General features: G+C 71.1%; 17 protein-coding genes. 12 read left to right on the top strand and 5 right to left on the bottom strand.

All coding sequences use genetic code 11. The features are described from left to right. Positions 1 to 39 precede the first annotated feature (39 nt). The 3 genes from ABTZ99_RS07735 to fxsT are packed head-to-tail and all read left to right on the top strand — an operon-like array spanning position 40 to position 6,826. Positions 40 to 1,491: a VMAP-C domain-containing protein gene (locus ABTZ99_RS07735; RefSeq protein WP_499609202.1), complete on the top strand. Its 1,452-nt coding sequence runs from the start codon at positions 40 to 42 to the stop codon at positions 1,489 to 1,491. After that, a complete protein-coding gene (locus tag ABTZ99_RS07740; RefSeq protein ID WP_498777973.1) occupies positions 1,488 to 2,537 on the top strand; it encodes an AAA family ATPase in 1,050 nt (349 codons plus the stop codon). The genes ABTZ99_RS07735 and ABTZ99_RS07740 overlap by 4 nt, the downstream gene beginning before the upstream one ends. Continuing rightward, entirely contained in the window at positions 2,537 to 6,826 is a 4,290-nt protein-coding gene (gene fxsT / locus ABTZ99_RS07745; protein WP_499609205.1) for an FxSxx-COOH system tetratricopeptide repeat protein, read from the top strand. The genes ABTZ99_RS07740 and fxsT overlap by 1 nt, the downstream gene beginning before the upstream one ends. Before the next feature lie 6 nt (positions 6,827 to 6,832). On the opposite strand, the gene ABTZ99_RS07750 is transcribed toward fxsT, so the two are convergent. Continuing rightward, a complete protein-coding gene (locus ABTZ99_RS07750) occupies positions 6,833 to 8,599 on the bottom strand; it encodes an aKG-HExxH-type peptide beta-hydroxylase (RefSeq protein ID WP_498777969.1) in 1,767 nt (588 codons plus the stop codon). Between the two features lie 772 nt (positions 8,600 to 9,371). Between ABTZ99_RS07750 and ABTZ99_RS07755 the strand changes: the two genes are divergently transcribed. Both ABTZ99_RS07755 and ABTZ99_RS07760 read left to right on the top strand, forming a co-directional pair. Then, on the top strand, positions 9,372 to 9,812 hold the full coding sequence (locus ABTZ99_RS07755; RefSeq protein ID WP_498777967.1) for a hypothetical protein: 441 nt from the start codon (positions 9,372 to 9,374) through the stop codon (positions 9,810 to 9,812). A gap of 102 nt (positions 9,813 to 9,914) precedes the next feature. Continuing rightward, positions 9,915 to 10,454, top strand: coding sequence for a tetratricopeptide repeat protein (locus ABTZ99_RS07760; protein ID WP_499609208.1), 540 nt, complete (start codon positions 9,915 to 9,917; stop codon positions 10,452 to 10,454). Between the two features lie 521 nt (positions 10,455 to 10,975). Here the strand turns inward: ABTZ99_RS07760 and ABTZ99_RS07765 are convergent. The 3 genes from ABTZ99_RS07765 to ABTZ99_RS07775 all read right to left on the bottom strand — a co-directional run bounded on the left by ABTZ99_RS07765 (position 10,976) and on the right by ABTZ99_RS07775 (position 13,397). Further along, positions 10,976 to 11,440 (bottom strand): NUDIX hydrolase, encoded by a 465-nt coding sequence (locus ABTZ99_RS07765; RefSeq protein WP_498777963.1) that lies wholly within the window; start codon positions 11,438 to 11,440, stop codon positions 10,976 to 10,978. A 148-nt stretch (positions 11,441 to 11,588) separates the two neighbouring features. Beyond that, positions 11,589 to 12,338: an SDR family oxidoreductase gene (locus tag ABTZ99_RS07770; protein ID WP_499609211.1), complete on the bottom strand. Its 750-nt coding sequence runs from the start codon at positions 12,336 to 12,338 to the stop codon at positions 11,589 to 11,591. 153 nt (positions 12,339 to 12,491) lie between these two features. Next, on the bottom strand, positions 12,492 to 13,397 hold the full coding sequence (locus ABTZ99_RS07775; protein ID WP_498777959.1) for an AraC family transcriptional regulator: 906 nt from the start codon (positions 13,395 to 13,397) through the stop codon (positions 12,492 to 12,494). A gap of 140 nt (positions 13,398 to 13,537) precedes the next feature. On the opposite strand from ABTZ99_RS07775, the gene ABTZ99_RS07780 reads away from it, so the two are divergent. Next, entirely contained in the window at positions 13,538 to 13,864 is a 327-nt protein-coding gene (locus ABTZ99_RS07780; protein WP_498777957.1) for a putative quinol monooxygenase, read from the top strand. A 53-nt stretch (positions 13,865 to 13,917) separates the two neighbouring features. Then, positions 13,918 to 14,883, top strand: coding sequence for an alpha/beta hydrolase (locus ABTZ99_RS07785; protein WP_499609214.1), 966 nt, complete (start codon positions 13,918 to 13,920; stop codon positions 14,881 to 14,883). A gap of 218 nt (positions 14,884 to 15,101) precedes the next feature. Here ABTZ99_RS07785 and lanKC read toward each other — a convergent pair whose 3' ends face one another. After that, entirely contained in the window at positions 15,102 to 17,720 is a 2,619-nt protein-coding gene (gene lanKC, locus ABTZ99_RS07790) for a class III lanthionine synthetase LanKC (protein ID WP_499609216.1), read from the bottom strand. A gap of 697 nt (positions 17,721 to 18,417) precedes the next feature. On the opposite strand from lanKC, the gene ABTZ99_RS07795 reads away from it, so the two are divergent. The 5 genes from ABTZ99_RS07795 to ABTZ99_RS07815 all read left to right on the top strand — a co-directional run bounded on the left by ABTZ99_RS07795 (position 18,418) and on the right by ABTZ99_RS07815 (position 25,169). Next, positions 18,418 to 19,662, top strand: a complete 1,245-nt coding sequence (locus ABTZ99_RS07795) for an MFS transporter (RefSeq protein ID WP_499609219.1) — start codon at positions 18,418 to 18,420, stop codon at positions 19,660 to 19,662. 5 nt (positions 19,663 to 19,667) lie between these two features. Next, positions 19,668 to 21,404, top strand: coding sequence for a S9 family peptidase (locus ABTZ99_RS07800; protein ID WP_499609222.1), 1,737 nt, complete (start codon positions 19,668 to 19,670; stop codon positions 21,402 to 21,404). 261 nt (positions 21,405 to 21,665) lie between these two features. Beyond that, entirely contained in the window at positions 21,666 to 23,564 is a 1,899-nt protein-coding gene (locus tag ABTZ99_RS07805; RefSeq protein WP_499609225.1) for a RiPP maturation radical SAM C-methyltransferase, read from the top strand. Then, the gene (locus ABTZ99_RS07810) at positions 23,561 to 24,232 is read left to right on the top strand and encodes a DUF5825 family protein (protein ID WP_499609228.1); all 672 of its coding nucleotides are present in this window, start codon (positions 23,561 to 23,563) and stop codon (positions 24,230 to 24,232) included. The genes ABTZ99_RS07805 and ABTZ99_RS07810 overlap by 4 nt, the downstream gene beginning before the upstream one ends. 259 nt (positions 24,233 to 24,491) lie before the next feature. After that, positions 24,492 to 25,169 carry a hypothetical protein gene (locus ABTZ99_RS07815; protein ID WP_499609231.1) on the top strand — a complete coding sequence of 226 codons (678 nt, stop codon included), beginning with the start codon at positions 24,492 to 24,494 and terminating at the stop codon, positions 25,167 to 25,169. The last annotated feature ends 4 nt before the right edge of the window (positions 25,170 to 25,173 follow it).

A 25,173-nucleotide genomic window follows, 5' to 3' on the forward strand; every position in this document is an offset into this window, starting at 1 on the left:
CGGACACCGAGGGAGCCCGAACGGGGAGTCTTATGGCAGTTGGTTGAATCCCTCAGCCTCATCCAGGTGCTCGGCGACCTGCACGGACGCAACCTGGTCGTCAGAATGCTCTGCGAGGAACTCGGGGAAGTCCTCCCGGTGGAGGAGCACGGCTACACGCTCATCCACCTCTACGACATCGTCGCCGCCTGCTACCAGCGCCCGCTGGGGCTGTCCGCGCTCGTCCGGGTGGTCGGCAGGCTCGACAAGGGTTCGCTGCACATGGCCAAGGTGCGCGACGCGGTCTTCGACATGACCGTTCTGCCGCTGTGGTCCTCCGACGTCCGCCACACCGCGCTGACGCTGCTGCGCGAGGTGAACGTCGAGGACGTCGACGAGGCGTACCGCGCGGTCGCGGGTCCGACCGCGCCGCACCTGCCCAAGAACTCGAGCTACCTCGACGCGTTCAGCCTGCTGGAAACCCTCAACGCGCGCCCGGACGGCCTGCCCAAGGCACTGGTGTTCATCGAGCACCTGGCCGCGAAGGCACGCCCCGAGATCGCCCTGGAACTGCACCGCTGGGCGGGCCTGCAAGCCGAGCTGATGGGGTTGGCCGACGAACTGGCCGCCGTCCGGCGCGACATCCGCAACGCCCGCGCGCCGCTCACGAAACCGCTCAAGGACTACGGCTTCCTGGTGTTCTCGCTGCAACGGGTCGGTGCTTCCGGTGACCGTTTCGAGCTGGTCCACTGGCGGCAGCTCGGCATGCAGGACGGCTGGTACCCGATGCGCGCGTTCGAGCACGTCGGCGACCTGGAGTCGATCAAGCACACGGTCGCGATGCTCGTCGAGTACATCGAGGGCCACTGGGTCGACTTCGACCCGGTCTACCACGTCGAGTTCGTGCTGTCGGCGGAGATGCTCAACCTCGACGTGGACCAGTGGAAGTGGGAGACCGACACGAAGATCCCGCAGTTGCTCGGCTGTCGCTACCCCGTGGTGGTGCGCAGCCTGGAGCGGATGGGCAAGCGCCAGTGGCACCGCGAGTGGAAGACGCGCTGGGCCGAGTTGGCTGCGCAGCTCGACCAGGCGGGTGTGATCGCCGAGGAATCCGGCTGCTGGGGTCGGGACGACAGCCCCGAGGCGCTGCGCGAGCTGATCGCCGCGTTCTCCCGGAAGCCGTCGGCGGTGTCGCTCGTGCTCAGCTCACCCCCGCGGGCCGAGTTCTCCGGCCGCGACGAGGTCGCGGTCGGGCTGCGCGCCGGGGTGCCGGTCATCCTGTGGCACCGTGAGAGTTGCGACTCGGTGTTCATGGACACCGCGCGCAGGCTGCTCCACGACGGCGACCACCTCGGCCTGCTCGAACGCATCCGCGTGGCGCGCACCGAGGCCTTCGCGGAAGGACCGGGCGGCACGCACTGCGGCCATGCCCTGACCGTGCTCTACGACGACCCGGACCGGATCGTGGTGCCGATCGACCCGACGGCACCGGAAGGAGTCTCGGCTGCATGAATGCGGACACGGCCACCCTCCAGCCGACGACACCACGCTGGCACGTCTACCACGGCACGGCCGAGAAAGCGTCGCGACCCGTGCGGGACTGGCCGCCGGCCCCGCCGTGGCGGCGGTTCTCCGGGCAGGGCACGACCTTCCGCCCGGAAGACGACGGCGGCGAGGCCGACCGCCACGTCGGCAACGCGCGCACCGTGCGCCGCATCCCGTACCCGCGCGAGGTTGACATGGTCAACGCCGCGATCAGCCTGCGGCGTCCGCTGCTGGTCACCGGCAACCCAGGCACCGGCAAGTCGACCCTGTCGTACCTGGTGGCCAGGGAACTCGGACTCGGTCCGGTGCTGCGGTGGCCGGTCACCAGCCGCACCCGTCTGGGCGACGGTCTTTACACCTACGACGCCATCGGCCGCGTCCAGGCCACGGGGGCGGGCGACCGGGACCGGGCGGGCGACGCTGACATCGGCGACTACATCCACCTCGGTGCCTTGGGCACCGCCCTGCTGCCCTACGACCTGCCTCGCGTGCTGCTCATCGACGAGCTGGACAAGGGCGACATCGACCTGCCCAACGACCTGCTCAACGTCTTCGAGGAGGGCGAGTACGAGATCCCGGAGCTGGTGCGGATCAGTGGCGGGCGGCCCGAGGTGCAGGTGCGGACCAACGACCACGGCGGCACGGCGAACGTCGTCGGCGGCATCGTGAGGTGCCGCGAGTTCCCCGTCGTGATCATCACGAGCAACGGCGAGCGCGAGTTCCCGCCCGCGTTCATGCGCCGCTGCCTGAAGCTCCACGTCGACCCGCCCAACTACGACCAGCTCGGGCAGATGGTGGCCGCCCACTTCGGGTCACCCGAGGGCGTCGAGCTCAAAGGGCTCATCGACCACTTCTTGGAGCACAGCAGGCAGGTGGGCGGCTTGGCGTCCGACCAGCTGCTCAACGCCGTGCACCTCGCCGTGCAGCTCGCCACCTCCGGGGAGTACCGACAGGACCAGGAGTGGGACGAGTTGCTGAAGTCGATCTGGCACCCGCTGTCCACCGAGTCGTGATGGTCGGGCCGCAGCACGACGTGGAGGGCTGGGCGGGGGTCCGCGCCGCGGTCGCCCAGTCGCCGCACGCGCGAACGGACTCGACCCGCCACCTTCCGACGAGCGGCCTGCTGCTGCGCGAGCTGCGCGACGCCCTGTGGCTCGCGCTGGTGCTCAGGGGTGAGGAGTCGCTGCCCCCGCCGGACCACGCGCTGGGTCGCCCGCCGCCGCCGACAACCGCCGAAGGCGGACCGGACACGTCCTCAGGACGCGGCGGCGGCGCACCTGAGGGCACGACGACCGACGACGAGTCCGGGGAAGGCAACGGCGGGCCCGCAGCCGACGGGTTCCAGGAGTGGACGATCAACTCGACCGGCGCGATCAACGGCCGGGCGTCCGACGCCGCCGGCCCGACCCTGGCGGCGTCCTCGGCGTGGCCGACGATTCCCGCCCTGCCCGACCGCAGGCGCATCGCACGCGCGCTGCGACCCCTGATGCGCGGCTCGCGGTCTCCGCGCGACGAGGAACTGGACGAGGAGGCCACCGCCGCCCGCGCGGCGCAGGACAGGCTGTGGATGCCCGAGACCCGTCCGACGCAGTGGCAGCCGCTGGAGGTGGCCCTGGTCGTCGACCGGTCCGCGTCCATGTCGATCTGGCAGCAAACCGCGCAGGAGTTCCGGGACCTGCTCATGCACCAGGGCGCGTTCCGCGACGTGCGGCTCTACCACTCGGACTTCTCCGTGCGGTCACCCTCGGACCTGGTGCTGCGCGCCGAGACCGCCGAGGCCAGGCCGATGAGCTGGCTCAGGCTCGCCGACCCGACCGGCAGGCGGCTCGTCCTCGTGCTGACCGACGCCGTCGGCACGGCCTGGTACACCGGCGCCGCCGAGCACGTCCTGTACCAGTGGTCGCAGAAGATGCCGGTGGCCGTGGTGCAGATGCTCGAACAGCGCCTGTGGCACTGGACCGGCCTCGCGGCCAGGCGTGTCCGGCTGTCCGCGCGCTACTCCGGCGCGCCGAACGGTCAACTGCGCATCTCGCCGGCGGAGCCGGACTTCGCGTTCCCCGACAGCGCCGAGCGCGGTGCCACCGCCATCCCCGTGCTGGAGCTGTCCGGTTCCTGGTTCACCGGGTGGGCCCGGCTGCTGAGCACGGCGGGCTCGGAGTGGGTGGAGACCACCGCGGCGCTCGTCCACCCGCTGCACGGCGCGCCGCCCGCGTACCGCCCGCGTTCGGGGCCCGACAAGTCGCTCAGCGCACGGGAGAGGGTCCTGGAGTTCCGGACCGTCGCCTCCTCCGCCGCGTTCCAACTGGCGGGCCTGCTCGCCGCCGCGCCACTGGACCTGCCGACGATGAAGCTCGTGCAGCGCGTGCTGCTGCCGAAGGCGGGCTTGACCGTGCTCGCGGAGGTACTGCTCGGCGGACTGCTGGTGCGCGACCGTGGCGAGGGTCCGCCGGACGTCTTCTACGACTTCCACGTGGGTGTGCGCGAGGAACTGCTCTCGGGCGCCCATCGGGCAGACACGGTGCGCGTCGCGCGGCTGGTGGCCGAGCACGCCGTGCCGGGCGCGACCGTGCTGCGCAATCTGGCCACCGCGCTCGACCAGCCCGAAACCGCACTTCCCGACATCTCACCCGAGAACCTGCGCCACATTCGCGTGCAGGAAGCGGTGTTCCGCGCTTTGTCCGGTCCGTACATGCCCAGGGCGAAGCGCCTCGCCGCGCTGCGCTCGGAGCTCGATGCCGGGCACGGGGGCCAAAGGGGCACAGCGGGGGTGTCCACCGCAGGAGGCGACATGAGCAGGCGTGAGCAACAGCGTGGACCGGACCATCGACCGCAGGTGTGGGGCAGAGTACCCCTGCGCAACAAGGACTTCGTCGGCCGGGAAGCGCTGTTGGAGCAGTTGCGCCGAAGACTGGCCGAGGGCGGCGCAACCGCTGTCCTGCCGGAGGCGCTGCACGGCATGGGCGGTGTCGGGAAGTCCCAGACGGTCGTGGAGTACCTCCACCGGCACGAGTCGGAGTACGACCTCGTGTGGTGGGTGCCCGCCGAGCACCCGGCGCAGATCAAGACGAGCTTCGTGGAGCTGGCGGATCGACTGGACCTGCCGGCGGGGTCGGCGGACGCGGCGGTGCCCGCGGTGCTGGAGGCGTTGGCCGGCGGCCGGCCGTACTCGCGGTGGATCATCGTCTTCGACAACGCCGAGCGACCCGAGGAGCTGCGCCGCTTCCTGCCGACCGGCTCCGGCCAGATCGTGGTGACCTCGCGCAACTCCGACTGGAGCGGCTACGCGCACTCCGTCGAGGTTGACCTGTTCACGCGCGCGGAGAGCATCGAGCTGCTGCACCGGCGTGGCGGCGAGCTGGATGAAGCCGAGGCGAACGAGCTGGCAGAGGCGTTGGGAGACCTGCCGCTGGCCATCGAGCAGGCCGCGGCGTGGCGCGCGCAGACCGGGATGCCCGTGCCGGAGTACCTGGAGCTGTTGCGGCTCAACCGGTCGGAGCTGGTCGAGGCCGGCTCGTCCAACGACGACCAGCTCCCCGTCGCGGCGGCGTGGAACGTGCCGCTGGGCGTGCTGGGCCGTGACCACCCGGCGGCGCTGCAGTTGCTCCAGATCTGCGCGTTCTTCGGCGCGGAGCCGATCTCGCTGCCCCTGTTCCGCGGCGTGCGCGACGTGCCGGTGCCGCCGGAGCTGGCGGAAGCGCTGGCCGTTCCGATCAAGCTCGACCGCGCCATCCGGGAGATCAAGAAGTACAGCCTCGCCAAGATCGACCACCGCAGCAACACCATCCAGCTCCACCGGCTGGTGCAGGCGGCGGTCAAGAATCGGCTGCCGGAGCAGGACCGGGAGAACATGCGGCACGCGGTGCACGTGCTGCTGGTCAGCGGCGACCCCCAGGTGGCGGAGGACGCGGCGAACTGGCAGCGGTACGCCGAGCTGCTGCCGCACGTGATGGCGTCGGAGGCGATGGACTGCCAGTTCACCTGGGCGCGCGCGATGATGACGAACTTCGTCAAGTACCTGCTGGCCAGCGGCGACTACGACGGCGCGATCGACCTGTCCGAGCACGGCGTCGAGGTGTGGCGGGGAATGCTGGGCGAGAACAGCCTGGAAACGCTGGAGATGCGCCGGCTGCACGCGGCGGGGTTGCGGCGTGCGGGCAAGGCGCAGGAAGCGACCCTGATGAACAACCGGACCTACGAGATGCTGCGCGCGGCGGTCGGCGATGACCACGAGCAGGTGATCAGCATGATGGACACCGTCGCGGCCGACCTGCGCTCGCAGGGCCGGTTCAACGACGAACTGGCGGTGCAGGAGGACGCCTACGAGCGGGCGTGCCGGGTGCTCGGTGACGATGATCCGAACACGTTGCGCTACGCCCACAACCTCGCGGGCTGCTACCGGCTCGTGGGGTCCTTCGACCGGGCGCACCGGCTTGATGTCGACACGCTCGATCGACGTCTGGCGGTCTTGGGCTCGGACCACTTGTGGACGCACCGCTCGCAAGGCGCGCTCGCCACGGATCTGCGTGAACTCGGCAATTACGAGGCGGCACGGGCGATGCAGGAAGTCACGCTCGCGCGACAGCGGGAGCTGTTGGGTGAGGATCACCCGCACACCATCGGCACGGCTCGCAACCTCGCGGTCACCCGGTGCCGGACGGGGGATCACATGGGCGGGAGGGTGCTCGCCCAGGAGTGCTACAACCGGTACCGGAGGAGGTTCGGCGAACGGCACCTCGACTCGATCACGTCGCTGATGACCCTGTCGGTCGACCTGCGGCACCTCGACGACATCACCGGTGCCATGGAGATGGCCGAGCGCAGCCACCAGCTTTTCGTGGAGATCCAGGGCGCGGAGCACCCGCACACGCTCATCGCGGCGACGAACCTCGCGGTGAACTACCGGCTGGCGGGCCGGCTGGAGCGGGCGCGTGACCTCAACGAGTCGGTGACCGGCACGCTGCACCGGATCTTCGACAGCAATCACCCGTTCGCGCTCGTCAGCGCCACCAACCTGGCCAGCGACCTGGCGGCGCTCGGTGAGCACACGCGGGCGAAGGAGATGGACGAGGACGTCGTGGCCCGGTCGACCGCGGTGCTGGGCGGCGACCACCCGTCGACGTTGGCCGCGGCGCTGAACCTCGCGATCGACCTGCGGAACCTGGGAGGGCTCGAGGAGTCCGCGGCGCTGCAGGCCAGGACGGTCGAAAAGCTCCGCCTCGTGCTGGGCGAGAAGCACCCCACGACCGTCCTGGCCACCAAGCTCATCCGAGCGAACTGCGACATCGACACGATGCAGCTGTGACGCCGCTCAGCCCGCCGACCACCCGGCCAGCCGCACCGGGTCCGGGCGATCGACGGCACGCGTCCGGAGTTCCCGGTGCAGCGCGCGGGCGACCTCTGGCCGAGCGGTGTTCAGGGTGAGCGTGAGACCGGCCCACGCCTGTTCGTCATCGGGGTCGGCTTCCAGGCGTCGTCGATAGGCGGCGGTGGCCGCCTCGACGTCGCCGGCCGCGCACGCGAGATCGGCTGGGTCCGCGTGGGTGGTCGCCAGACCGAGGGCTTGGGCTTTGAACAGCGGCGCGCGATCCGACGCACCGGGCACGGGTTCCTCCGCGATCCGGTGGTCCAGGGTGGACCCCGTGAGTTTCGCCTCGCCGGCGAGGTAGGCGTCGGCGAGTCGGGCGATGCCCGGTCCGTCCGGCACGACGTGCCTGACGCGCCACAGGGCGCGGTGATCGGCGACGAGCTTCGCGACGGGGCCGGTGCGATCGGCCTCCGTCAGGTCGTCCTCGCAGACGGCCAGGCGGCTCGACAGCTTGTCCAGGAAGATCCGTCCCCAGTGGTTGAGCTGTGCCGTGGAGGCGATGTCGTCGATGGCCATGCGCACTTGCAGAGCTCTGAGGACGAAGGCGTAGTCGGCTTTCGCGGCCCGGCCCTCCGAGACCAGGCCGCGTCGTGCGCGCCAGAACTCGACCACGCTGGTGAACGCGTAGATCCCGTGCAGGACACCGTTCAAGGGCCTGGGGTCGTCACGCCAGGGCGCGTAGAAGTAGTCCACTTCGTCCGTCCGATGCAGACTCGCGCACTCCAGGACCGCGTTCAGCTTGGAGTGCTGGAGTTCGTGCACGAGCGCGTCGGCGAGTTCGTCGGCCGATGGCTTCTCGCACAGCGCTATCGCGCCGAACGCCGACGCCGAGGAGGCGCCGACCAGCTTGCCCTCGCGGGTGAGCGGTGCCAGGCTCAGGAGCCCGACGGACAACTCTTCAGCGTAACGTCGATCCCATCCGACCAGGGTCTCCCAGGCGGCGTCGAGCTGAGCGCACCAGCGCTCGAACTCGGTGTCGCTGAGCGGATCCGGCGCGGCGGGGTTGTCCGCGAACGCCCGGTGCGGGTCGGTGTCTTCGAAGACCACCTCCAGCACCACTCCCGACGCCGTCGAACGGTGTCTGCGGACCGGTCGGAACTTGACGTGCTCCACCTTCGTGCCCGCTTCCGAGTGGTGCAGCGGCACGAAGTCGACCGAAGGGTCGACGGCGATCTCGTACTGCCCCACTGTGGGCAGGCTGACGACGCCCTGGGTGACCGGCACCCTGATGTCGAACGACAACCCGGCTCGCAGGGCGGCAGCGGCTGCGACCGCGTGCACGACCCCGATCTCCGCCCGCTTCGCGGGTGTGTCGACGTGTCCGTCGACGACGGTCTCAAGGGCCCGTCTGAACCACAGGCCGACGGTCGGGAACATGATGACCTCATCGACCACACCCGGTGCCGCGTCCTCGGCGAGGAGAAGGAGGTCCCAGGCTTCCCCCAGGTCCGGGACGAGCACTTCGACGTCGGCCCGCTCGCGCGTTTCCCGTTCGAATCCGAGAATGAGCAGCTTGCGCTGGGTGTTCTCGATGCGGCGAAGGACGTGCATCACCTCGCCGCGCACCGGGCCTTCGCACACTTCCGCGAAGAACGCCTCGGACAGCAAGCAGCCGTCTCCCTGCGGAACGAGGTCGACAGAGTTGTGAACGCTAGTCACGTTGTCCCTGCGTATCTGCGGACAGGGTCGTATTGTGGACCCTCGCCACAATCGACGCGACGGCCGCGTCCACGCGCGACGACTTGCTGGAGAGCAAGACGCGCAAATTCACCACACTGAGATCGATGGCACTTGACCTTGTGGCGAGTGGCGTGCTTGGCGACAACTGAAGCCTCCAATCCATTCTACGCCTGGAGGCGTAGAATAGGGTACACTACACAACTTCGTGACAGCCACCTGCGGTGACACGGCAGTTATCGCCACTTGGCTGGTATCGTTACTGCTGGTGTTCGCCGCCGTCGCGCCGCGAGGGCCAACCCACGGCCCGGCACTGCTCAGGCGGTGCGCCGTCCTCAGCCCCGAGGACTTGCACCTGCGGTTGTCCGCACTCGAATCTCTGCACCCGAAAGGGCGAACAGCCTCGCCCGGCTGTTCGGCCACGAGCGTCGGCGGTGCGGATGCGCTGGTGCGACTCGCAGGGCAAGGCCGGGATCGGTGCCCAGGTCCTCCACCGACCGCTGCCGGGCAGGCCCTGCCGGTAACAGGCGGTCGCCAAGCCGAACCCCAACCTCACCCGATACCGCCGCCACGACACGCGACTGTCCCCACCGCGTCGCCCTCCCGTGAGCAGGCGATGCAACGCTGATCCAACGAATCCTCATCGCCGTGCCGCAACAGTTGACGACGTCACGGCCTCGGTCGGGTCGTTCGGTTCGATTCGTCGACAAGTCGTTCCAGTGCGAATCGCACTTCGATCCGGAACGGAAAGCGCTGTTCTCACGCTTCCTGCGCGACCGGCCCGGACTTCTACGACCGGATCGACGTGGACATCGGAAACGACCACCTGTGGGGCGGGTCGGCGCGGGACCTGTTGCCCGACGGGCAGGTCTACGTGGACCTGCACGGTTTCGACCCGCGCGGACCCGCCGTGGCGCCCGACGCGGCCGTCCGGATGGTGCTGGACGCGCTGCACGTGCCGACGCGGCCGATCCCACCCGACGCGGACGGTCGCGGCGCCTACCTGCGCAGCGTGGTGGACGGGCGGGACCTGCTGCTCATTCTGGACAACGTCCGCGACAGCGCAGCGGCATTGTGGTGGTTCGCGGAGGAGTACGACAACGTGCCGGCGGCGATCACGACGGCGACCGACGGGATCTGCGCCCGTACACGTGGCAACTGGCGTGGGCCATGTCCGACTTCGCCTACCCGGGCGCCCGCCGGCAGGACTGGCTCAGCACCCACGTGGAGGCGGTCGACGCGGTAAGCCGCGAGGCGACGGGCACGTCGAGGTGCGGCTTCGCCAGTCCCTGGCGCGCGCGTACTGCGAGAACGGCGACTACGAACGGTCGACGACGCAGTCCGAGCCGTGCTCGCCATCCTCGACCGGATCGACGACCCGGCGGGTCGGGCGAACGCGGTCGACGGCCTCGGCGGCGTGGAACAGCGGTCCGGCGCGTTCGAGAAGGCCCTCGGCACCGCTCTGCACGCCCTGAGCCTGTACGTGGAGCTGGACGACGACGCGGGCACGGCGAGCACGTACAACCTGCTGGGCCGGGCGAGCCTGGCGTTGGGCAGCCTTGAAGAGGCCGACCGCTACCACGGGCCGGCGCACGCGCTGTACGTGCGGTCCGGCAACTCCTACGGGCCCACGTCGCGGACTGCCGGGCCGAGCTCGCACTGGCCTCGGGGCGAGGTCGACCGCGCCGCGCTGCTGCTGCGCGAGGCGGCAGGGGCTCACTTCACCGTCGGCAACCGCCATCACGCCGCCCAATCGTGCCGCAAGCTCATAACACCGTCGGGTGCGCCCGTCCCCGCCGCTCTCGGCCGGGTGATCGTCTTGCTCGAGGCCGACCGCGTGCCGACGGCAGGGGAGTTCACTCTCCTGCTCGACGAGGTCTTCGGGTAGTCCGTCGACCCCGGTCGAGACGAGCTGTCCGCCCGGCCTTGGTCCGACTCTGTGCCGGGGCGCGAAATCTCGCCTCGGCACAAGGACCACCCGGCCGCAGCCCCACCGGGGCGACGCCATCACGAAACTCCGGTTGACGGAGCCGGCGACGTCGGCCCGGTCGCGCCGACAGTCCGAGTTGGACAGTCGTTGCCGACCTCCGCCAAGGACGACGACATCGCCGACGGCGAGTCACCGCAAGCCGGGGATCAAGGGACCTGGCCGCGATCCTCCCCACGCCCCACCCGGGTCATCACGCGGCGGACGACGCGCACACCGCCACCACGACCGTGACCGCCCGGGCGAGTTCGTCCCGCCATCGCCTGCGGTGACCCGTTGACGATGGCGAAGACCGGATCGCGGGGGCGGTGGGCCACCCCGTGTCCGAGGTCGGCCGGTTGCCGGCAGCGCCTACACGCCCATCGGCATCGCCGCCCGCCGTCGACAACACGAAGACGGGCAACACGCCGAGCGGGCGGTGATCAGGTCCCGGCGGGGGCGGCCAGCCCGCGGCCGGTGATGAACACGGCCTGGTCGTGCATGACGTCGTGGGGCAGGGTCCGGAAGTAGGCGATGTGCTCGCTCTGCTCGGTGCGCGTGGGCACTCCCGAGACGATGCGGGTGTCGAAGGCCAGGCCCAGCGGCCAACCCCGGTAGCCGGAGGCGAGCAGGTTCGGGTACTCGATGACGCCGAGTTGCTCTCCGACCGCGACTTCGACGTCCAACTCGTCGCGCGCCACCCGTCGCACCGCGTCGACGAGGCTCTCACCGAACAGCACCGTGCCGCCGGGCAGGTGCCACTGCCCCAGGCACGGCTCGATCCCGCGCCGGGTCAGCAGGACACCGTCCTCGGTCCTGATGACCACCTCGACGGTGAGCCGGGTGACCTTCGCGTAGATGCTGTCGAACTCGTCCCTGGTCAACGGCAACTGCCGTGATCTCCCCATGCCCGTAGGCTACGGGCATGGTCCTGTCCTCAGGGCCCGGGCACGACATCCGCTCAGCGGGCCGGCGCGGTGCACACCCGGCGTCCGCCCAATTGCCGGACCAGCGGTCCAGCCGTCACCAGGTCGGTTCACCCGGCTCGCTGGACGATCACTTCGCCTGGGCGAGCCAGACGGCGTCGGGACCGGCCGGGAACCGCAGTTGACCGGTCGTGTCGTGAGCAGCCAGCCACACCGCCTCGGCGACGTCGCTTTCCTGGGTGAAAATGTCCTGGCTCGTGAAGGCGGCCATGGCCTTCCTCGCCCACGGTGCGTAGGGCGCCGGGACCAGGTCGTCCACCGAGGTGCCGTTCGTCGCCCTGGCCGCGAAGTTCGTCGTCAGGCAGGCGCCCGGCTGGACCGCCTTCGCCCGCACGCCGAAGGGCGCGAGTTCGAGCGCGAGCGACGCGGTGAACCCCTCGACGGCCATCTTGCTCGCCTTGTAGACGGCGGAAAGCGGCATGTGGCCCAGCACCACGCTGGACGTCACGTTGACCACCACACCGGAGCCGCGCTCGCGGAACTGGGGCAGCACCGCCTGGGTCATCGCCATCACGCCGAACGTGTTGGTCTCGAACACCTCCCGCACGCGGGCCATGGAGGTGCCCTCGAACACGCTGATCGACGGGACGCCCGCGTTGTTCACCAGCACGTCGACGGGACCCGCCTCCTCGATCGCGGCGGCGATGCTCCGGGGCTCGGTCACGTCGAGCCCGACGACGCGGAGCCGGTCCGACTGGGGGAGGACGTCCGCACGCGGGGTGCGCATCGTCGCGATGACGTTCCACCCCCGGGAGTGGAAGTGGAGGGCGGTCTCCCGTCCGTAACCGGAGGAGGTGCCAGTGATCAGGACCGTTTTCATGGGTGCTCCGCGCAGTCTGGTGGGACTCGACAAGTCCGGCTCCTTCTTCGCCGAAGGAGCAGCGGTGATCCCATTCAATCGCCCTGACCTGCTGAAACGATAGAACGATCCTGCCTTCGTCTGGCACGATCCTCTTCCCGCTTCCGCCCCCGATCACGTCAGCACCCCCGCCGGGGCGCGCCGGACCTCCCGCAGGCGGGCCGCGTCCCGGCTCGGGGGCTCGCCGAACAGGCGGCGGTACTCCCGGCTGAACTGCGACGGGTTGTCGTAGCCGACCCGGCGGCCGACCGCCGTGACATCGCCCGGGTGGGTGGCTAGCAGCAGCCGGGCCTCCTGCAACCGGATCTGCTTCTGGAACTGGATGGGGCTCATCGCGGTCACCGCCTGGAAGTTGCGGTAGAACGCGGAGGTGCTCATGCCGGACATGCGCGCCACGTCGTCGACCCGGAAGGGCTGCGCGTAGTGCTCGCGGATCCAGCGCACGGCCCGTGAGACGTGGCTGAGGCCGCTGTCGGCCAGCCCGAGCTGGCGAACCGTCGCCCCCTGCTCGCCGGTGATCACGCGCCAGAGGATCTCGCGTTTGACCAGCGGCGCCAGCACGGCCCGGTCGCGGGGCTCGTCGAGCAGGCGCAGCAACCGGACCACCGCTTCGATCAGCTCGGCGGAGGCGTCGCTGACGGCGATCCCCGACGGGATGCCCTCACCGGCCCGCGGTAGGTCGCCGGGACCGGCTTGCAGCAGCAGTTCGGCGATGGCGGAGGGTTCCAGCACGAGGCCGAAGCCGAGCGCCGGCTGCTCGGGGTCCGCGCGGGTGAACTGCCCGGTGACGGGCAGGTCGACGGAGGCCACCAGGTACTGCCCGGGGCCGTACTCGTAGATCCGGTCGCCCAGGGCGAGGCGTTTCGCGCCTTGGGCGATGACCGCGAGGACCGTGCCCGACATGGAGGGCGCGGGTGGGTCGGGCCGGTCGACCTTCGAGATGAGGACGCCGTCGATGGCGGTGGTCCAGTCGGGTCCGGCGTGTCGGGTCAGCAGCGCGCGGAGCTCTTCGAGGCACATGCGCCCATTGCAGCACCTTTCGAGTCCGAAACTCTCGAAGTTGAGAGGATCGTGCAAGTCGTAGAGAGGATAGTTCTACGTTTTCCCTGCTCAGACGGGTTGAATGGCGGCAGCACAGTCCCTCGCTGAGAGGAAAACACATGATCGCCACCTACGGCTTCAGCGCCACCCTGACGGCCGCTCCCGGCCTGGGCGACCGGCTGGTCGACCTCCTGCTGACCGGCCTGGACGAGGGGAGCCCCGGCGCGAGCGAGCACTGCGTCGTCTACCTGGTCTCGCGCTCCGCGTCCGATCCCGACGTCGTGCACGTCATCGAGGGCTGGACCAGCGAGGAGGACCACCACCGGGCCTTCGCCGGCGAGGCCGCCCGGGCCATCGTGGCCCGGATCGGCGAGCTGCTGGTCGGGGAGCCCGTGTACGGCGACCAGGTCCCGGTCCGCGGCAAGGCCGCCTTCCCGTCCCGGTGACGCGGCCCGCTTCCCGCCCGACCCTCCCGCACCACCCGACGAAAGGCGATGACATGACGACCGCCCGCCCCGCCCTGGACCCCGAGCTGCGCGAACTGCTGGCCGGGATGCCCCTCGTGCCCCGGCTCGACGCGGAAGTCCTGGCGCAACTGCGCCAGTACCCCTCCACGCCCCTCGAACCCCTCCTCGCCCACCGGCAGGTCGACCGGCGCGAGGTCACCGTGCCGGCCGAGGACGGCGCCCCGATCCACCTGTCGATCTTCAGCCCCTCGCACCGCGCCCCCGCCGCCCCCTGCGTGTACTGGATGCACGGTGGCGGCATGGTCATGGGCGACCGGTTCTCGCAGATCGACATCCCGCTGGAGTGGCTCGACGAGTTCGGCGCGGTCGTCGTCTCCGCGGAGTACCGGCTCGCACCGGAGGCCACCGGCACCACGCCCGTCGAGGACTGCCACCGTGGACTGCTCTGGGTCGCCGAGCACGCCGCCGAACTGGGCGTCGACCCCGCGCGGATCATCGTGGCCGGCGCGAGCGCGGGTGGCGGCTTGGCCGCCGGCCTCACCTTGCTGGCACGTGACCTCGGCACCTCGGCGATCGCCGCGCAGGTGTTGATCTGCCCCATGCTCGACCACCGCAACACCAGCACGTCCAGCCGCCAGTACTCCGGCGTGCCCGGTGTGTGGACCGGCGAGATGAACGCGTTCGGCTGGCGCGCCCTCCTCGGTGACCTCAGCGGCGACGAGGTGCCCGCCTACGTCTCACCCGCGCTGGCCGAGGACCTCTCGGGCCTGCCGCCCACCTACGTCGACACCGGCTCCGCGGAGGTCTTCCGCGACGAGGCCACCGACTACGCCACCCGCATCTGGGCCGCCGGCGGCGAAGCCGAACTCCACGTCTGGTCGGGCGGCTTCCACGGTTTCGACGCCCTCTACCCGCAGGCGCGCATCTCGACCACCGCCCGCCGAACCCGCACCGACTGGCTCGCCCGCCTCCTGACCACCAACCAGGAAGGCGCCTGACCCCGACGGGACGTGCGGAGTCGGCGCGGCAGCGGCCAGGTCTCGAGGGACGTGTGCCGTTCCGGGGCGGAACGCGTGCGGGAACACGCGTCGCTGCTTGCCGGGCGCGGTGCCGGTGCCCGACAAGCGGCGACGAGCGGTGGCGTCACAGGCAGACGCTGCCTCGACTGCTCATGGTGAGCACGTTGCACGCCATGAGGTCGTCCTCCGGCGCCACCTCAGCTTGCAAGGACAGGACTTCCTCCATGCTGATCACTCCTTCCACCCGTGTCCCCTCGACGTGGTGCCGGGGGAGTCTGGAGGGCGTCGAGCAGGAGTCGCAGGGCGACCAGGACGCCGGCTCCGCCCGACCACAGGTCGGTGGAGATCCGCTGACCTGGCTCGCCGAGCCAGCCTGCTCCGCTCCCGTGCGGCACCGCGTGCCTGAACAGGCCGCGGGCGCTGGACAGCGCGGCGTCCACGAGGTCGGGCCGGTCGAGCCGCCTGCCGGCGTCGGCCAGCGTCGTCACGAGGCCCGCCAGCCCCGGGAACAGGCCGGGGAACACCGTGAAGCGGGCCGTGCACGCGTCCAGGCACCGCGACAGCACCTCGGTGGCGGTCAGGTCGACGTCGACGGGCACGTCGAACTCCGCGTCCGGCCGGTGCGCGAGGAAGCGGGACAGGACCCAGGCGTAACCCGCGCTGCCCGCGAACAGGTAGGGGTAGACGCGCCGGTCGTTGCGGGCGACGCGGAAGCCCACGCCACCGCCCGGCAGGGGCACGGCGTAGGCGAGTTCCTCGCCCAGCAGCCGCATGCCGCGCGCGAACAGCCGATCGTCCCCGGTGGCGCGGTGCAGGTGGTACAGCGCGAGCGCCACACCCGCCCGCCCGCTGACCAGTCCGGAGCGGGTGGACGCACCCAGGCGGGCGGTCAGCTCGTCACCGTCCGGCACGCGTTCGAGCAGCCCCGAGGCCAAGTCCAGCCAACGCTGTCCACCGGTGCGCCGGTGATGGGCCAGCAAGCCGAGCGCGGTGCCCGCCGCGCCGCCGCCCAACGTGCCGGAGGTGTGGTTGAGGCGATGTGCGGCTGCCTCGTCGAGCAGCTTCTCGGCCGCGTCACCCTCGCCGAGTTCGGCCAGCACGCCCGCGATGCCCGCACTGCCGTGGAGCAGGCCGGGTGCGGTGGTCTCGGCTGACGCCAACGATTCGTCGCGCAGCCTCCGGACGATCGCCGGGTCGATCGCGCGACCCGCGCGGTGCAGCGCGTGCACCACGCCCGCGGTGCCCGCGGCCAACGCCCGGGTGTTCGTCTGGTGCCCGAGCGGGACGGTGGGGTAGACCCGTGCCGGGTGGTCCGGCTGCGCCATCTCCTCGATGGCGTCGGCGGTTCGCTCGGCCAGGTCGTGCAGCGCGGCGATCGGGTCCGCCCGAACGGCGGCAGGGGTGGGCAGGCGGGTGTCCTCGCCGCGTTCGTGGCAGTGCGTGGCCCACCGCCACAACCGTGGCTCGACGGGAGCTGCCTCGGCCAGGTCCGCGTGCAGGTGGTCGAGCGCGGCCGGGTGGCGTTCGGCCACTTCGTGCAGCGGGAACACCAGGAGCAGCGCCAGCGCCGACAACCCGTACCGGTCGAGTTCCGCCGGGTCGTGCTCGGCCACGGCCCGCGGGTCCGGGTGCAGGTAGCCCGGTGTGCCCATGTACCGCCGCACGCGGTCGACGGGCTGCACCGCCTCGAAGTCGACCAGCCGGACGCGGTCCTCGTCGTCGACGAGGACGTTGGTGGGGCTGAGGTCGATGAACACGAAACCCAGGTCGTGCAACGCGCGCAGCTGCGCGTCGAGCTGGTCGAGGAGCCCGAGGCAGCGCTCGTGGTACCCGGCGTACGCCGCCGCGTCCGCGTCGTCGAGCACCGCGGGGTTGTTCGTCACCATCCACCGGTACAGCGACCCGCCCGGGATGAACTCGGAGACGAGGTAGCTGTGCTCCCAGTGGTGGAACAGCTCCACCGGCCGCGGGCACACGCCGGGTGCGCGGGCGTGGACCTCGCGCAACACCAGATATTCCTCGGCCAACCGGGTCTTCGCGTCGACGCCGTCCGCGGTGTAACCGTTGTGCGCTCTGGCTTCCTTGACGAACACGGTGGCGCCGTCGCCGGTGCGGAACCGGTAGGCGCCACCGGCGTTGCTGTGCCGCAGCACGGAGTCGAACGTGTAGCCGTGCATGGTGACCGGTCCGGCGGCACGCGCGGGCGTGGTCTCGCGGAACGGGTCGGAGACGCCGTGCGGCAGGCGAAAGGCGGGCCCGCGCTCGTCGTCCGTGACCTGCCCGTCCGGACGGGTCATGGTCGGCACGTGGTTGCCGTCCGCGTCGACCCTGCTGCGGCCGCGGAACGCGCCATACCGGTAGGACACGCACGTGCTGTCGCCGAATCGCCGGTCCGTGAGCACGAACGGCCCGTCGACACCGGCCAGGTCCGCCGACAGGCGCCTCATCAGCAGCAGCGCGCGCTCTTCGGTGGGCGGGTACAGGGTGCAGAACTTGCCGCTCTGCGGCCTGGCGGCGTGCTTGTCGTGCGCGATGAGGAAGGTGCGCTCGCCCGCGAGGTGCTTGAACGGCACCCCGAGTTCGACGCACGCCGACGACACGATCGCCAGCACGGACTGCGCGTTGCGCAGGGAGCTGGACACGTGCACCTTCCAGCCCTGGTCGGGCAGGACGAGCCCGGGTGGTCCCCAGTGGGTCCACGCGCCGTCGTGCAGCCGCGTCCACCCCTCGGGCGCGTGCGCGGGGGAATAGCGCACGCCGGGATCGATGGTGTCCCACGGTTCGTAATAATCCGGATCCGCGATCAGGAAAGACATGTCCACGGCCATTTCGTGCCCCTGTCTGCGGACGGTAGGACACTCGCGCGAAAAAACAAGGATCGCAACCGGCCCCGGCAACGTCAAGGAACGATTCTCGCGGTATGCGAAGACGTACCGGGTGGTCGAACGCGGTGGTAGCAACGGTGCAACGCGGTTCCGGCGTCGGGCGCAACCGCGCCCGAACCGGCTCGGGTGTTCGACCGGACGACAACCGGCTGACGGGGGACTCGGCCGGCTGCGCCGTCTTGGGGCGGCGCAGCCGGTCGTCATGCCGTGCCGGTCGAAGTCACGGTGGACGGCAGCCGCCACCGTGAGCGCGCCTCTTGCGCTCGTACCTCCGCTACCTGCATTGACGATGATTTCGGCGGGCGCAGGATCGCCGGGCCGCCGCGGTTTCGCAATACCGAACGAAGCCCATTGCTTCGGATCTCCGCGCGGGTGGCATCCGCCGGAGTTATCCCTGGTCCGTACGCCAGCGGAATTGCTCTGCCGGGGTGCATGACGAGTCTTGGCGGGGCATGTATAAATTCCGGGGAAGCATCCACCGCCCTGGTGGAACGGTGGTTGTCGGACCCGAGATAAGGCTGGCTCCAGTCTCGTTTTACCGCCGAAAAGTGCGGTCTTGAACCCCTCGCCGGACTCTGTTCGTCGCATGGATTTGATTTCGTGATCGCGGAAGACGGGAGAACGACGGATGTCGGTGGTCGGTACCAGCGTGCGCGGACACCGGGACTTCCGGCTGTTCTGGCTCGGTGGCGCGGCCGCCCTGCTCGGCTCGCACGCCTCGGCGCTGGTGCTGCCCGTGCTGGTCCTGCTGCTCGGCGGCTCGCCGGTGACGGCGGGTGTGCTGGGCACGGTGGTCGGTCTGGCCGAGGTGCTGGTCTCCCCGGTGGCGGGCGTCTACGCGGACCGCGTGCCGCGCCGGCCGATGATGGTGGTCTCCGCCCTGGTCGCGGCCTGCGCGGCGACGGTGATCGCGCTCGTGGTGCTCACGGGCCGGGCGTCGTTGCCGGTGCTGTTCGCCGCCGCGGTCGTCGAGGGCGTGGCCACCGCCTGCTACGCGGCGGCCGCGTCGGGCGCCATCCGCGCGATCCTCCCGAAGGACGACCCGGAGGGCGCGCTCGGCGCCCTGCAGGCCAGGGAGAAGGCCGCCAAGCTCGCGGGACCGGGCATCGGCGGTGGCCTGTACCAGTTCGCGCCGTGGGCGCCCTTCCTCGTCCACGCCTTCTCCTACACGGTCACCGCCCTGTGCGCGGGCCTGCTCAGCTCGGAGCTGCGACCGGCGCGGACCGAGGACCGCAAGTCCTTCTTCCTGCGGGACTTCGCCGACGGCGTGCGGTTCCTGTGGGCCGAGCCGTTCCTGCGGTTCATGGTCACGTGGGCCGGGGGCGTCAACCTGGTGCTGGGCGCGCTGTACTTCCACGTCATCCTCGTCGCGCGCCTGCACGGCGCGTCCGCCGCGACCATCGGCCTGCTGCTCACCGCGGCGGGGGTGGCGGGCCTGTGCGGGGCGCTGGTCGCGCCCTTCTTCCTGCGCCGCTTCGCCCCGACCCGCCTGGTCCTGGTCGTTTCGTGGCTGGTCGTCCTCGTCGCGTTCGGGTTCACCACCACCCCGCCGCCGGTGGTGATGGGCATCCTGCTGGCCGCGGTGTCGGCCCTCACCCCCGCGCTGAGCATCGCGTTCCAGAGCAAGGCGATCACCAGCACCCCGGACGGGATGCAGGGCCGGGTCGGGACCGCGCTGGGCGTCGTCGGGGAGGGCACCGGCGCGGTGGCGCCCCTGGTCGCGGGCGTGCTCGTCGCCGCGCTCGCCCCGGCCTTCGTCGCCGCGGTGCTCGGGGCGGCGCTGGTCGCGATCGCGCTCTACACGACCGCGACCGTGCGATCCCTGGCGGCGTCGTCCGCGGCCGACCGCACCCCCGAGCCGGTTGAGGAGTGACCGCCGTGAAGATCGACGTCCAGGTGTTCTTCCCGGAGGTGCCCGCCTTCGCCGAGTTCGCGCCCGACCGCGCCGTCCACACCGGCGACGCGGACGGCCGGTGCGAGGTGTTCGCCTGGTCCGCCGCGGGCGCGCGTCAGGTCACCGACCGACCGCAGGGCACCGTCGGCTGCGCGATCGACCCGACCGGCGCTCACGTGTGGTGGTTCGACGACGACCTCACCGGGGTCGGCCGCTGGCGGATCACCCCGTTCGGCGGCGGCGACTCCGAGGACGCCGGGTTGCCGCCCGGGCGCGCGGCCGGGCTCGCCATGTCCGCGGACGGCACCGCCGCGGTCGGCGTCGGCCACGACGGCCTCTCGGTCTACCGGAGGAGCCCGGACGGCCGGGTGGACCACGTCGGCGACTTCGACGGCCACACCACGCTCGTCGACCTGTCCCACTCCGGCCGCTTCGCCGTGCTCGCCCGCGACGCCGAGGACCCGGTGCCGGCGGTGGTGCTGGACCTGGCCACCGGCGAACGGCTGCCGCTGCGGTTGCCGGGACGAGCCCTGTGGGTCTCGGGGTTCGCCCCGGTCGAAGGCCCGGCACGGCTGCTGCTGACCACCTCTGACGACACCGCGTACCGCCTGGCCGAGTGGACCCCGGACGGCGGCGTCCGCGAGCTGCGGTGGTTCGACTCCGACACCGAGATCGCGCCGACCTGGTACCCCGACGGGCGGCGGGTCCTGGTGCGCCGGGACCGGCACGCCCGGTCCGAACTGCGCGAGCTCGACCTGGAGCGGCGGGCCGACGCGCCCGTGCCGACGCCGCGCGGCAGCATCCTGGCCGCCCAGGTGCAGCCCGACGGCGACCTGCACTACGTGTGGACCGACGCGACGCACCCGCCGCACCTGCGCACCGCCTCGGGACGGTGGTCGCTCGGCCCGCGGAACGCGACCGTGGCGGGCGTGACGAGCGAGGTGTGGGTCGACACCCCGGCCGGACCCGTGCACACGCTGCTCACCGCGCCGGACTCGCCCGGACCGCACCCCACCGTGTTCCTGCTGCACGGTGGCCCGCACGCCGCCGCCCGCGACGCCTACGACGGCCTGGTCTCGGTCTTCACGGGCATCGGCTGCACCGTGGCCAGGCCGAACTACCGCGGCTCGACGGGCTACGGCCCGGCCTGGCGCAACGACTTCTCCGACGGGCCCGGCCACACGCAGCTGTTCGACCTCGCCGCCGTGCGCGAGCACCTGGTCGCCGCGGGCGTGGCCGACGAGGACCGCACGGCGGTGGTGGGCACGTCGTGGGGCGGCTACCTCGCCCTGCTCGCCGCGGGCGTCCAGCCGGAGCTGTGGCACGCGGTCGCGGCGGTCAACCCGATCGCGGACTACGTCGCCGCCTACCGAGGCGCGACTCCCGCCGTGCGGGCCCTCGACCGGCGCATCTTCGGCGGGGACCCCGACCAGCGGCCCGCCGCGTACGCCGCGGCGTCCCCGATGTCCCACGTCGCCTCCGTGCGGGCGCCGGTGCTGGTCCTGGCCGCCACCGAGGACGACCGCTGCCCGCCGGACCAGGTCGCCGCTTACGTCGCGGCGCTGGAGGCGCACGGCGTCGAGCACGAGCTCCAGTGGACCCCGTCCGGCCACGAGGGCCGGACCGACGCGGTCCACCGCCAGATCATCGGCTCCGTCGTGAGCTTCGTCGCGACGGCACTCGGGGGGCGGGAGATCTCCGCCCCCGCGAAGACGGGATGAACGAGGGCCCCGGCACCGGGCCGGACCCGTGCGCCCCGACCACCGGAGGGAGGTGACCACATGCGCAAGCGCGTCATCAAGAACGACCCGATCAGCGGCAACCGCGACCAGAGCCGCGGTGTCGAGGTGAGCGTGTCCGTCAAGGTCAGCTTCTGACGGCACGCCACCCAGGTGGCAGAGGCGGGCGGTACCCGATCGCCCGCCTCCCACCCCTACCGGATCCGGACACCACAGACGCGAGCACGACGAAAGCGAGCCGCAGTGCGAATCGTTCTGGTCAACATGCCGTGGGCACTGATAGACGTGCCCTCGCTGGCGCTGGGCATCCTGAGCACGGCGGTGCGCCGCGAGGTCCCCGGTACCTCGGTCGAGGTCGTGCACGCCAACCTGGACTACGTGGACTGGATCGCCGAGCGCAGGTCGTTCACCGTCCGCGACTACTACTTCTACTCGCTCGACACCTACTTCCAGGGCGTCGGCGACTGGGTGTTCACCTCGGCGCTCTACGACGACCCGCACTGGCGTGAGGACGAGCTGGCCGAGCTGGTGCCGATGCCGGACGAGCAGCGCGCGATGTCCTTGGAGCTGCACGAGACCGCGCCCGAGTTCGTCGCGCAGACCGCTCGGCGCATCGCCGAGCGCAACCCGGACCTGGTCGGGTTCACGTCCACCTTCCAGCAGAACGTGCCCGCGCTGGCGGTGGCCAAGGAGCTCAAGCGGATCCTGCCGCACGTCCGCGTGGCCATGGGCGGGGCGAACTGCGACGGCGTGCAGGGCGAGGCGATCCACCGCAACTTCCCGTTCGTCGACTACGTGCTGCGCGGTGAGGGCGAGGTCTCCTTCCCCGCCCTGGTCCGGGCGATGCGCGCCGGCGACCCGCCGACCGCGGTGCCCGGCCTGTGCTGGCGGGACGACGACGGCGCGGCGGTGGTCAACCCCATGGTGACCACACCGCTGGCGCCCGCGCAGATCGTGGCGCCGGAGTACGACGGCTACTTCGAGCGCCTCGACGAGTCGGTGGTGCGCGACTGGCTGGACCCGAAGCTGGTCGTGGAAGGCGCTCGCGGCTGCTGGTGGGGCGAGAAGCACCACTGCACGTTCTGCGGGCTCAACGGGTCGTTCATGCAGTTCCGCAGCAAGAGCCCGGACGTCTTCTGGGACGAGATCGTCGAGCTGGTGCGCAAGCACCAGGTGCTGGACATGTTCGTCGTGGACAACATCCTGGACATGAACTACGTGCGCACCCTGCTGCCCGCGATCATCGAGTCCGGGTACGACCTGCGCATGCAGTACGAGATCAAGTCGAACATGAACCGCGGCCAGCTCGCCACGCTCGCCGCGGCCGGGTTGGTCAACGTGCAACCCGGCGTCGAGAACCTGAACAGCCGGGTCCTCAAGATCATGGACAAGGGCGTGACGGGCTGCCACAACGTGCGGATGCTGCGCGACGCGGCGTCGGAGGGCCTGTCCATCGCGTGGAACTACCTCTACGGCTTCCCGGGCGAGACCGAGGACGACTACCTGCCGGTGATCGAGCAGATGCCCGCCCTGCACCACCTGCCGCCGGTGGAGGGCGTCGCGCGGATCGTCATCGAGCGGTTCAGCCCGTACTTCAACCGCCCGGAGCTCGGGTTCGCCGACCTGGGGCCCGGCACGCAGTACGCGATGAACTACGACCTCCCGCGGACCGAGCTGATGGACCTGGCCTACCTGTTCACCTCCGACTCGCTCGGCGTGGGCGAGGACGTCGGGGACCGGCTGCGCGACGCCGCCGAGCGGTGGCAGCGCGAGTTCCCCACCAGCAGGCTCAGCCACACCGACCTGGGCGACCGGATCCTGCTCGTCAGCCGCCGCGCGGACTTCGACTGGACCAGCCGGTGGCTGGACGACCCGTGGGACATCGCGCTGTTCCGGCTGCTCGACCAACCGCACGCGCCGGGCGCGCTGTCGCGCAAGCTCGCCGCGGCGGGGCTGGACGCCGACCCTGGTCGGATCGCCGACGCCCTGGCGGAGTGGCTGCGGCTCGGGGTGCTGTTCACCGAGTGCGACACCTACGTGCACGTGGCGCCGATCGCCCGCAACCAGGACCTGATGAAACTGCCCCGGCTCGACGCCGAACCGGAGCACACCCGGCCCGACATCGAGGAGGTGCCCGCGTGACCGCCGCCGTCGAGGCATTCGACCACCGCCCCGCCCCGGTCCCGCTGCTGCTCTGGCGCGACCACGACGACGCCGTCCTGCACCTGCCGGAGTTGGCGATGGGGGAGCAGCCCGCGTCGGGCGACCCGCAGGCCACGGCCGCGGACCTGTACGCCAGGGGCGTCCGCAAGGTCTCCGTCGGCAGCCCGGTGGACCTCTCCGGCGGGATGGACGCCAGGACCCTGGTGTGGCTCATGGTCTTCCTGCGTGAGCTGACCAGTTGGAGCGTCGCCTACGACTGGACCATGATCTCCGGCCGGAACCAGGACGTCTGGGCCCGCCTGAACCACTTCCACCCGCCGCGCGCCCTGCCGGACCACCCCGACGCCGACGCGGTCCTGGAGCAGTGGCGGAGCACGTACTACCTGTGCAAGTGCATCCACCGGCACGGTCCGGGCTTCCTGGAGGTCAGGGACCGCCGGGCGGGTGACCTGTCGCGCTTCGTCATCGACGATCCCGAGTACCTCGCCGCGGTGGAAACCCTGATGCCGGGCGCGCGGTCGGACTCGATCCCCCCGGACGTCCTGGCCCACCTCATCGACGAAGGGCTCGTCGGCACCGTGGACGCCTTCGCCTGGTGGCTGCCCTACCGCGTCCGCCGCTGGCCCTGGCCGTCGATGATCGTCTGACCCCGCCGCCGTGGCCCCGGTCTCCGCCCGCATCGGTTCCACTCGACCGGGTGAACTGTCGGACCAGTGCGACGAGGACGCCCGTCCTCCGCACTGAGCCGAGAAGGCACTCCGCCCGTCGGTTGCCTGCGGCGCGGCCCGGCGCCACAGTGCCGCGATCTCGGTGAGCGGCAGGGCGGCGGTCAGCCGATCACCGAGTCCGAGGGCGATCACAGCGACCTGCAGACCCGAACCGCGGCTGTCGATAAGGTGTCGCCGCATGGGGTTCGACATCGCGGCGGCGGTGGAGCGGGCGGCGGTCGATCGGGACGGCGCCTGGCGGTTCGTGCGTGAGTACGCCGAGCATTTCGTGACGCCGCTGGGCGTCGACGACGGGTGCGCCGTCGACGAGGCCGAGGAACGGCTCGGTGTGCGGCTGCCCGCAGCGGTGCGGGAGGCGTACGCGCTGTTCGGCCGGCGAACCGACCTGACCAGCAACCAGGACGAGCTGCTCAGACCGGACGAGCTGAAGGTGTGGGACGGCGTGCTCGTGCACCGGGTGGAGAACCAGGCGTGCGCGTACTGGGGCGTGGCGCTGTCCGGGGACGACCCGCCGGTGTTCGTGCGACCGGATCTCGCCGACAAGCGCGTGGAGATGTGGGAGCCGTTCGTCGACCGGTTCTCGCTGGCGTGCGTGGAGATGGTGCTGGCCGAGTCGCTGCTCCTCGAAGACGGGTTGACCGACTGCCGTGAGCTGGAGGGCGAGGAGGAGCGGCTGCGGGTCGAGCGCGTGTTCGCGGCGTTGGCCGTGCCGGAGGTGGGTGATTCGCGCTGGTACGCGAACCACGACGCGGTGGTCCGCGTCATCGGGAGCGGGTTTCTGGTGGTGCGCGGCCGGACTTCGGGCGCGTTGGCAGCCGTCTTGGCGGCGTTCCCCGGCGAATGGCTGTTGTCCTAGGGAA

Origin of the sequence: Actinosynnema sp. NPDC002837, assembly GCF_040295345.1 — a bacterium.
Lineage (GTDB): Bacteria > Actinomycetota > Actinomycetes > Mycobacteriales > Pseudonocardiaceae > Actinosynnema.

Excerpts from the sequence above, each read along its gene's own strand:
- ABTZ99_RS07740 (WP_498777973.1), top strand. The coding sequence starts at position 1,488 with ATGAATGCGGACACGGCCACCCTCCAGCCGACGACACCACGCTGGCAC.
- fxsT (WP_499609205.1), top strand. The coding sequence starts at position 2,537 with ATGGTCGGGCCGCAGCACGACGTGGAGGGCTGGGCGGGGGTCCGCGCC.
- ABTZ99_RS07765 (WP_498777963.1), bottom strand. The coding sequence starts at position 11,440 with ATGGGGAGATCACGGCAGTTGCCGTTGACCAGGGACGAGTTCGACAGC.
- ABTZ99_RS07770 (WP_499609211.1), bottom strand. The coding sequence starts at position 12,338 with ATGAAAACGGTCCTGATCACTGGCACCTCCTCCGGTTACGGACGGGAG.
- ABTZ99_RS07775 (WP_498777959.1), bottom strand. The coding sequence starts at position 13,397 with ATGTGCCTCGAAGAGCTCCGCGCGCTGCTGACCCGACACGCCGGACCC.
- ABTZ99_RS07780 (WP_498777957.1), top strand. The coding sequence starts at position 13,538 with ATGATCGCCACCTACGGCTTCAGCGCCACCCTGACGGCCGCTCCCGGC.
- ABTZ99_RS07785 (WP_499609214.1), top strand. The coding sequence starts at position 13,918 with ATGACGACCGCCCGCCCCGCCCTGGACCCCGAGCTGCGCGAACTGCTG.
- lanKC (WP_499609216.1), bottom strand. The coding sequence starts at position 17,720 with ATGTCTTTCCTGATCGCGGATCCGGATTATTACGAACCGTGGGACACC.
- ABTZ99_RS07795 (WP_499609219.1), top strand. The coding sequence starts at position 18,418 with ATGTCGGTGGTCGGTACCAGCGTGCGCGGACACCGGGACTTCCGGCTG.
- ABTZ99_RS07815 (WP_499609231.1), top strand. The coding sequence starts at position 24,492 with ATGGGGTTCGACATCGCGGCGGCGGTGGAGCGGGCGGCGGTCGATCGG.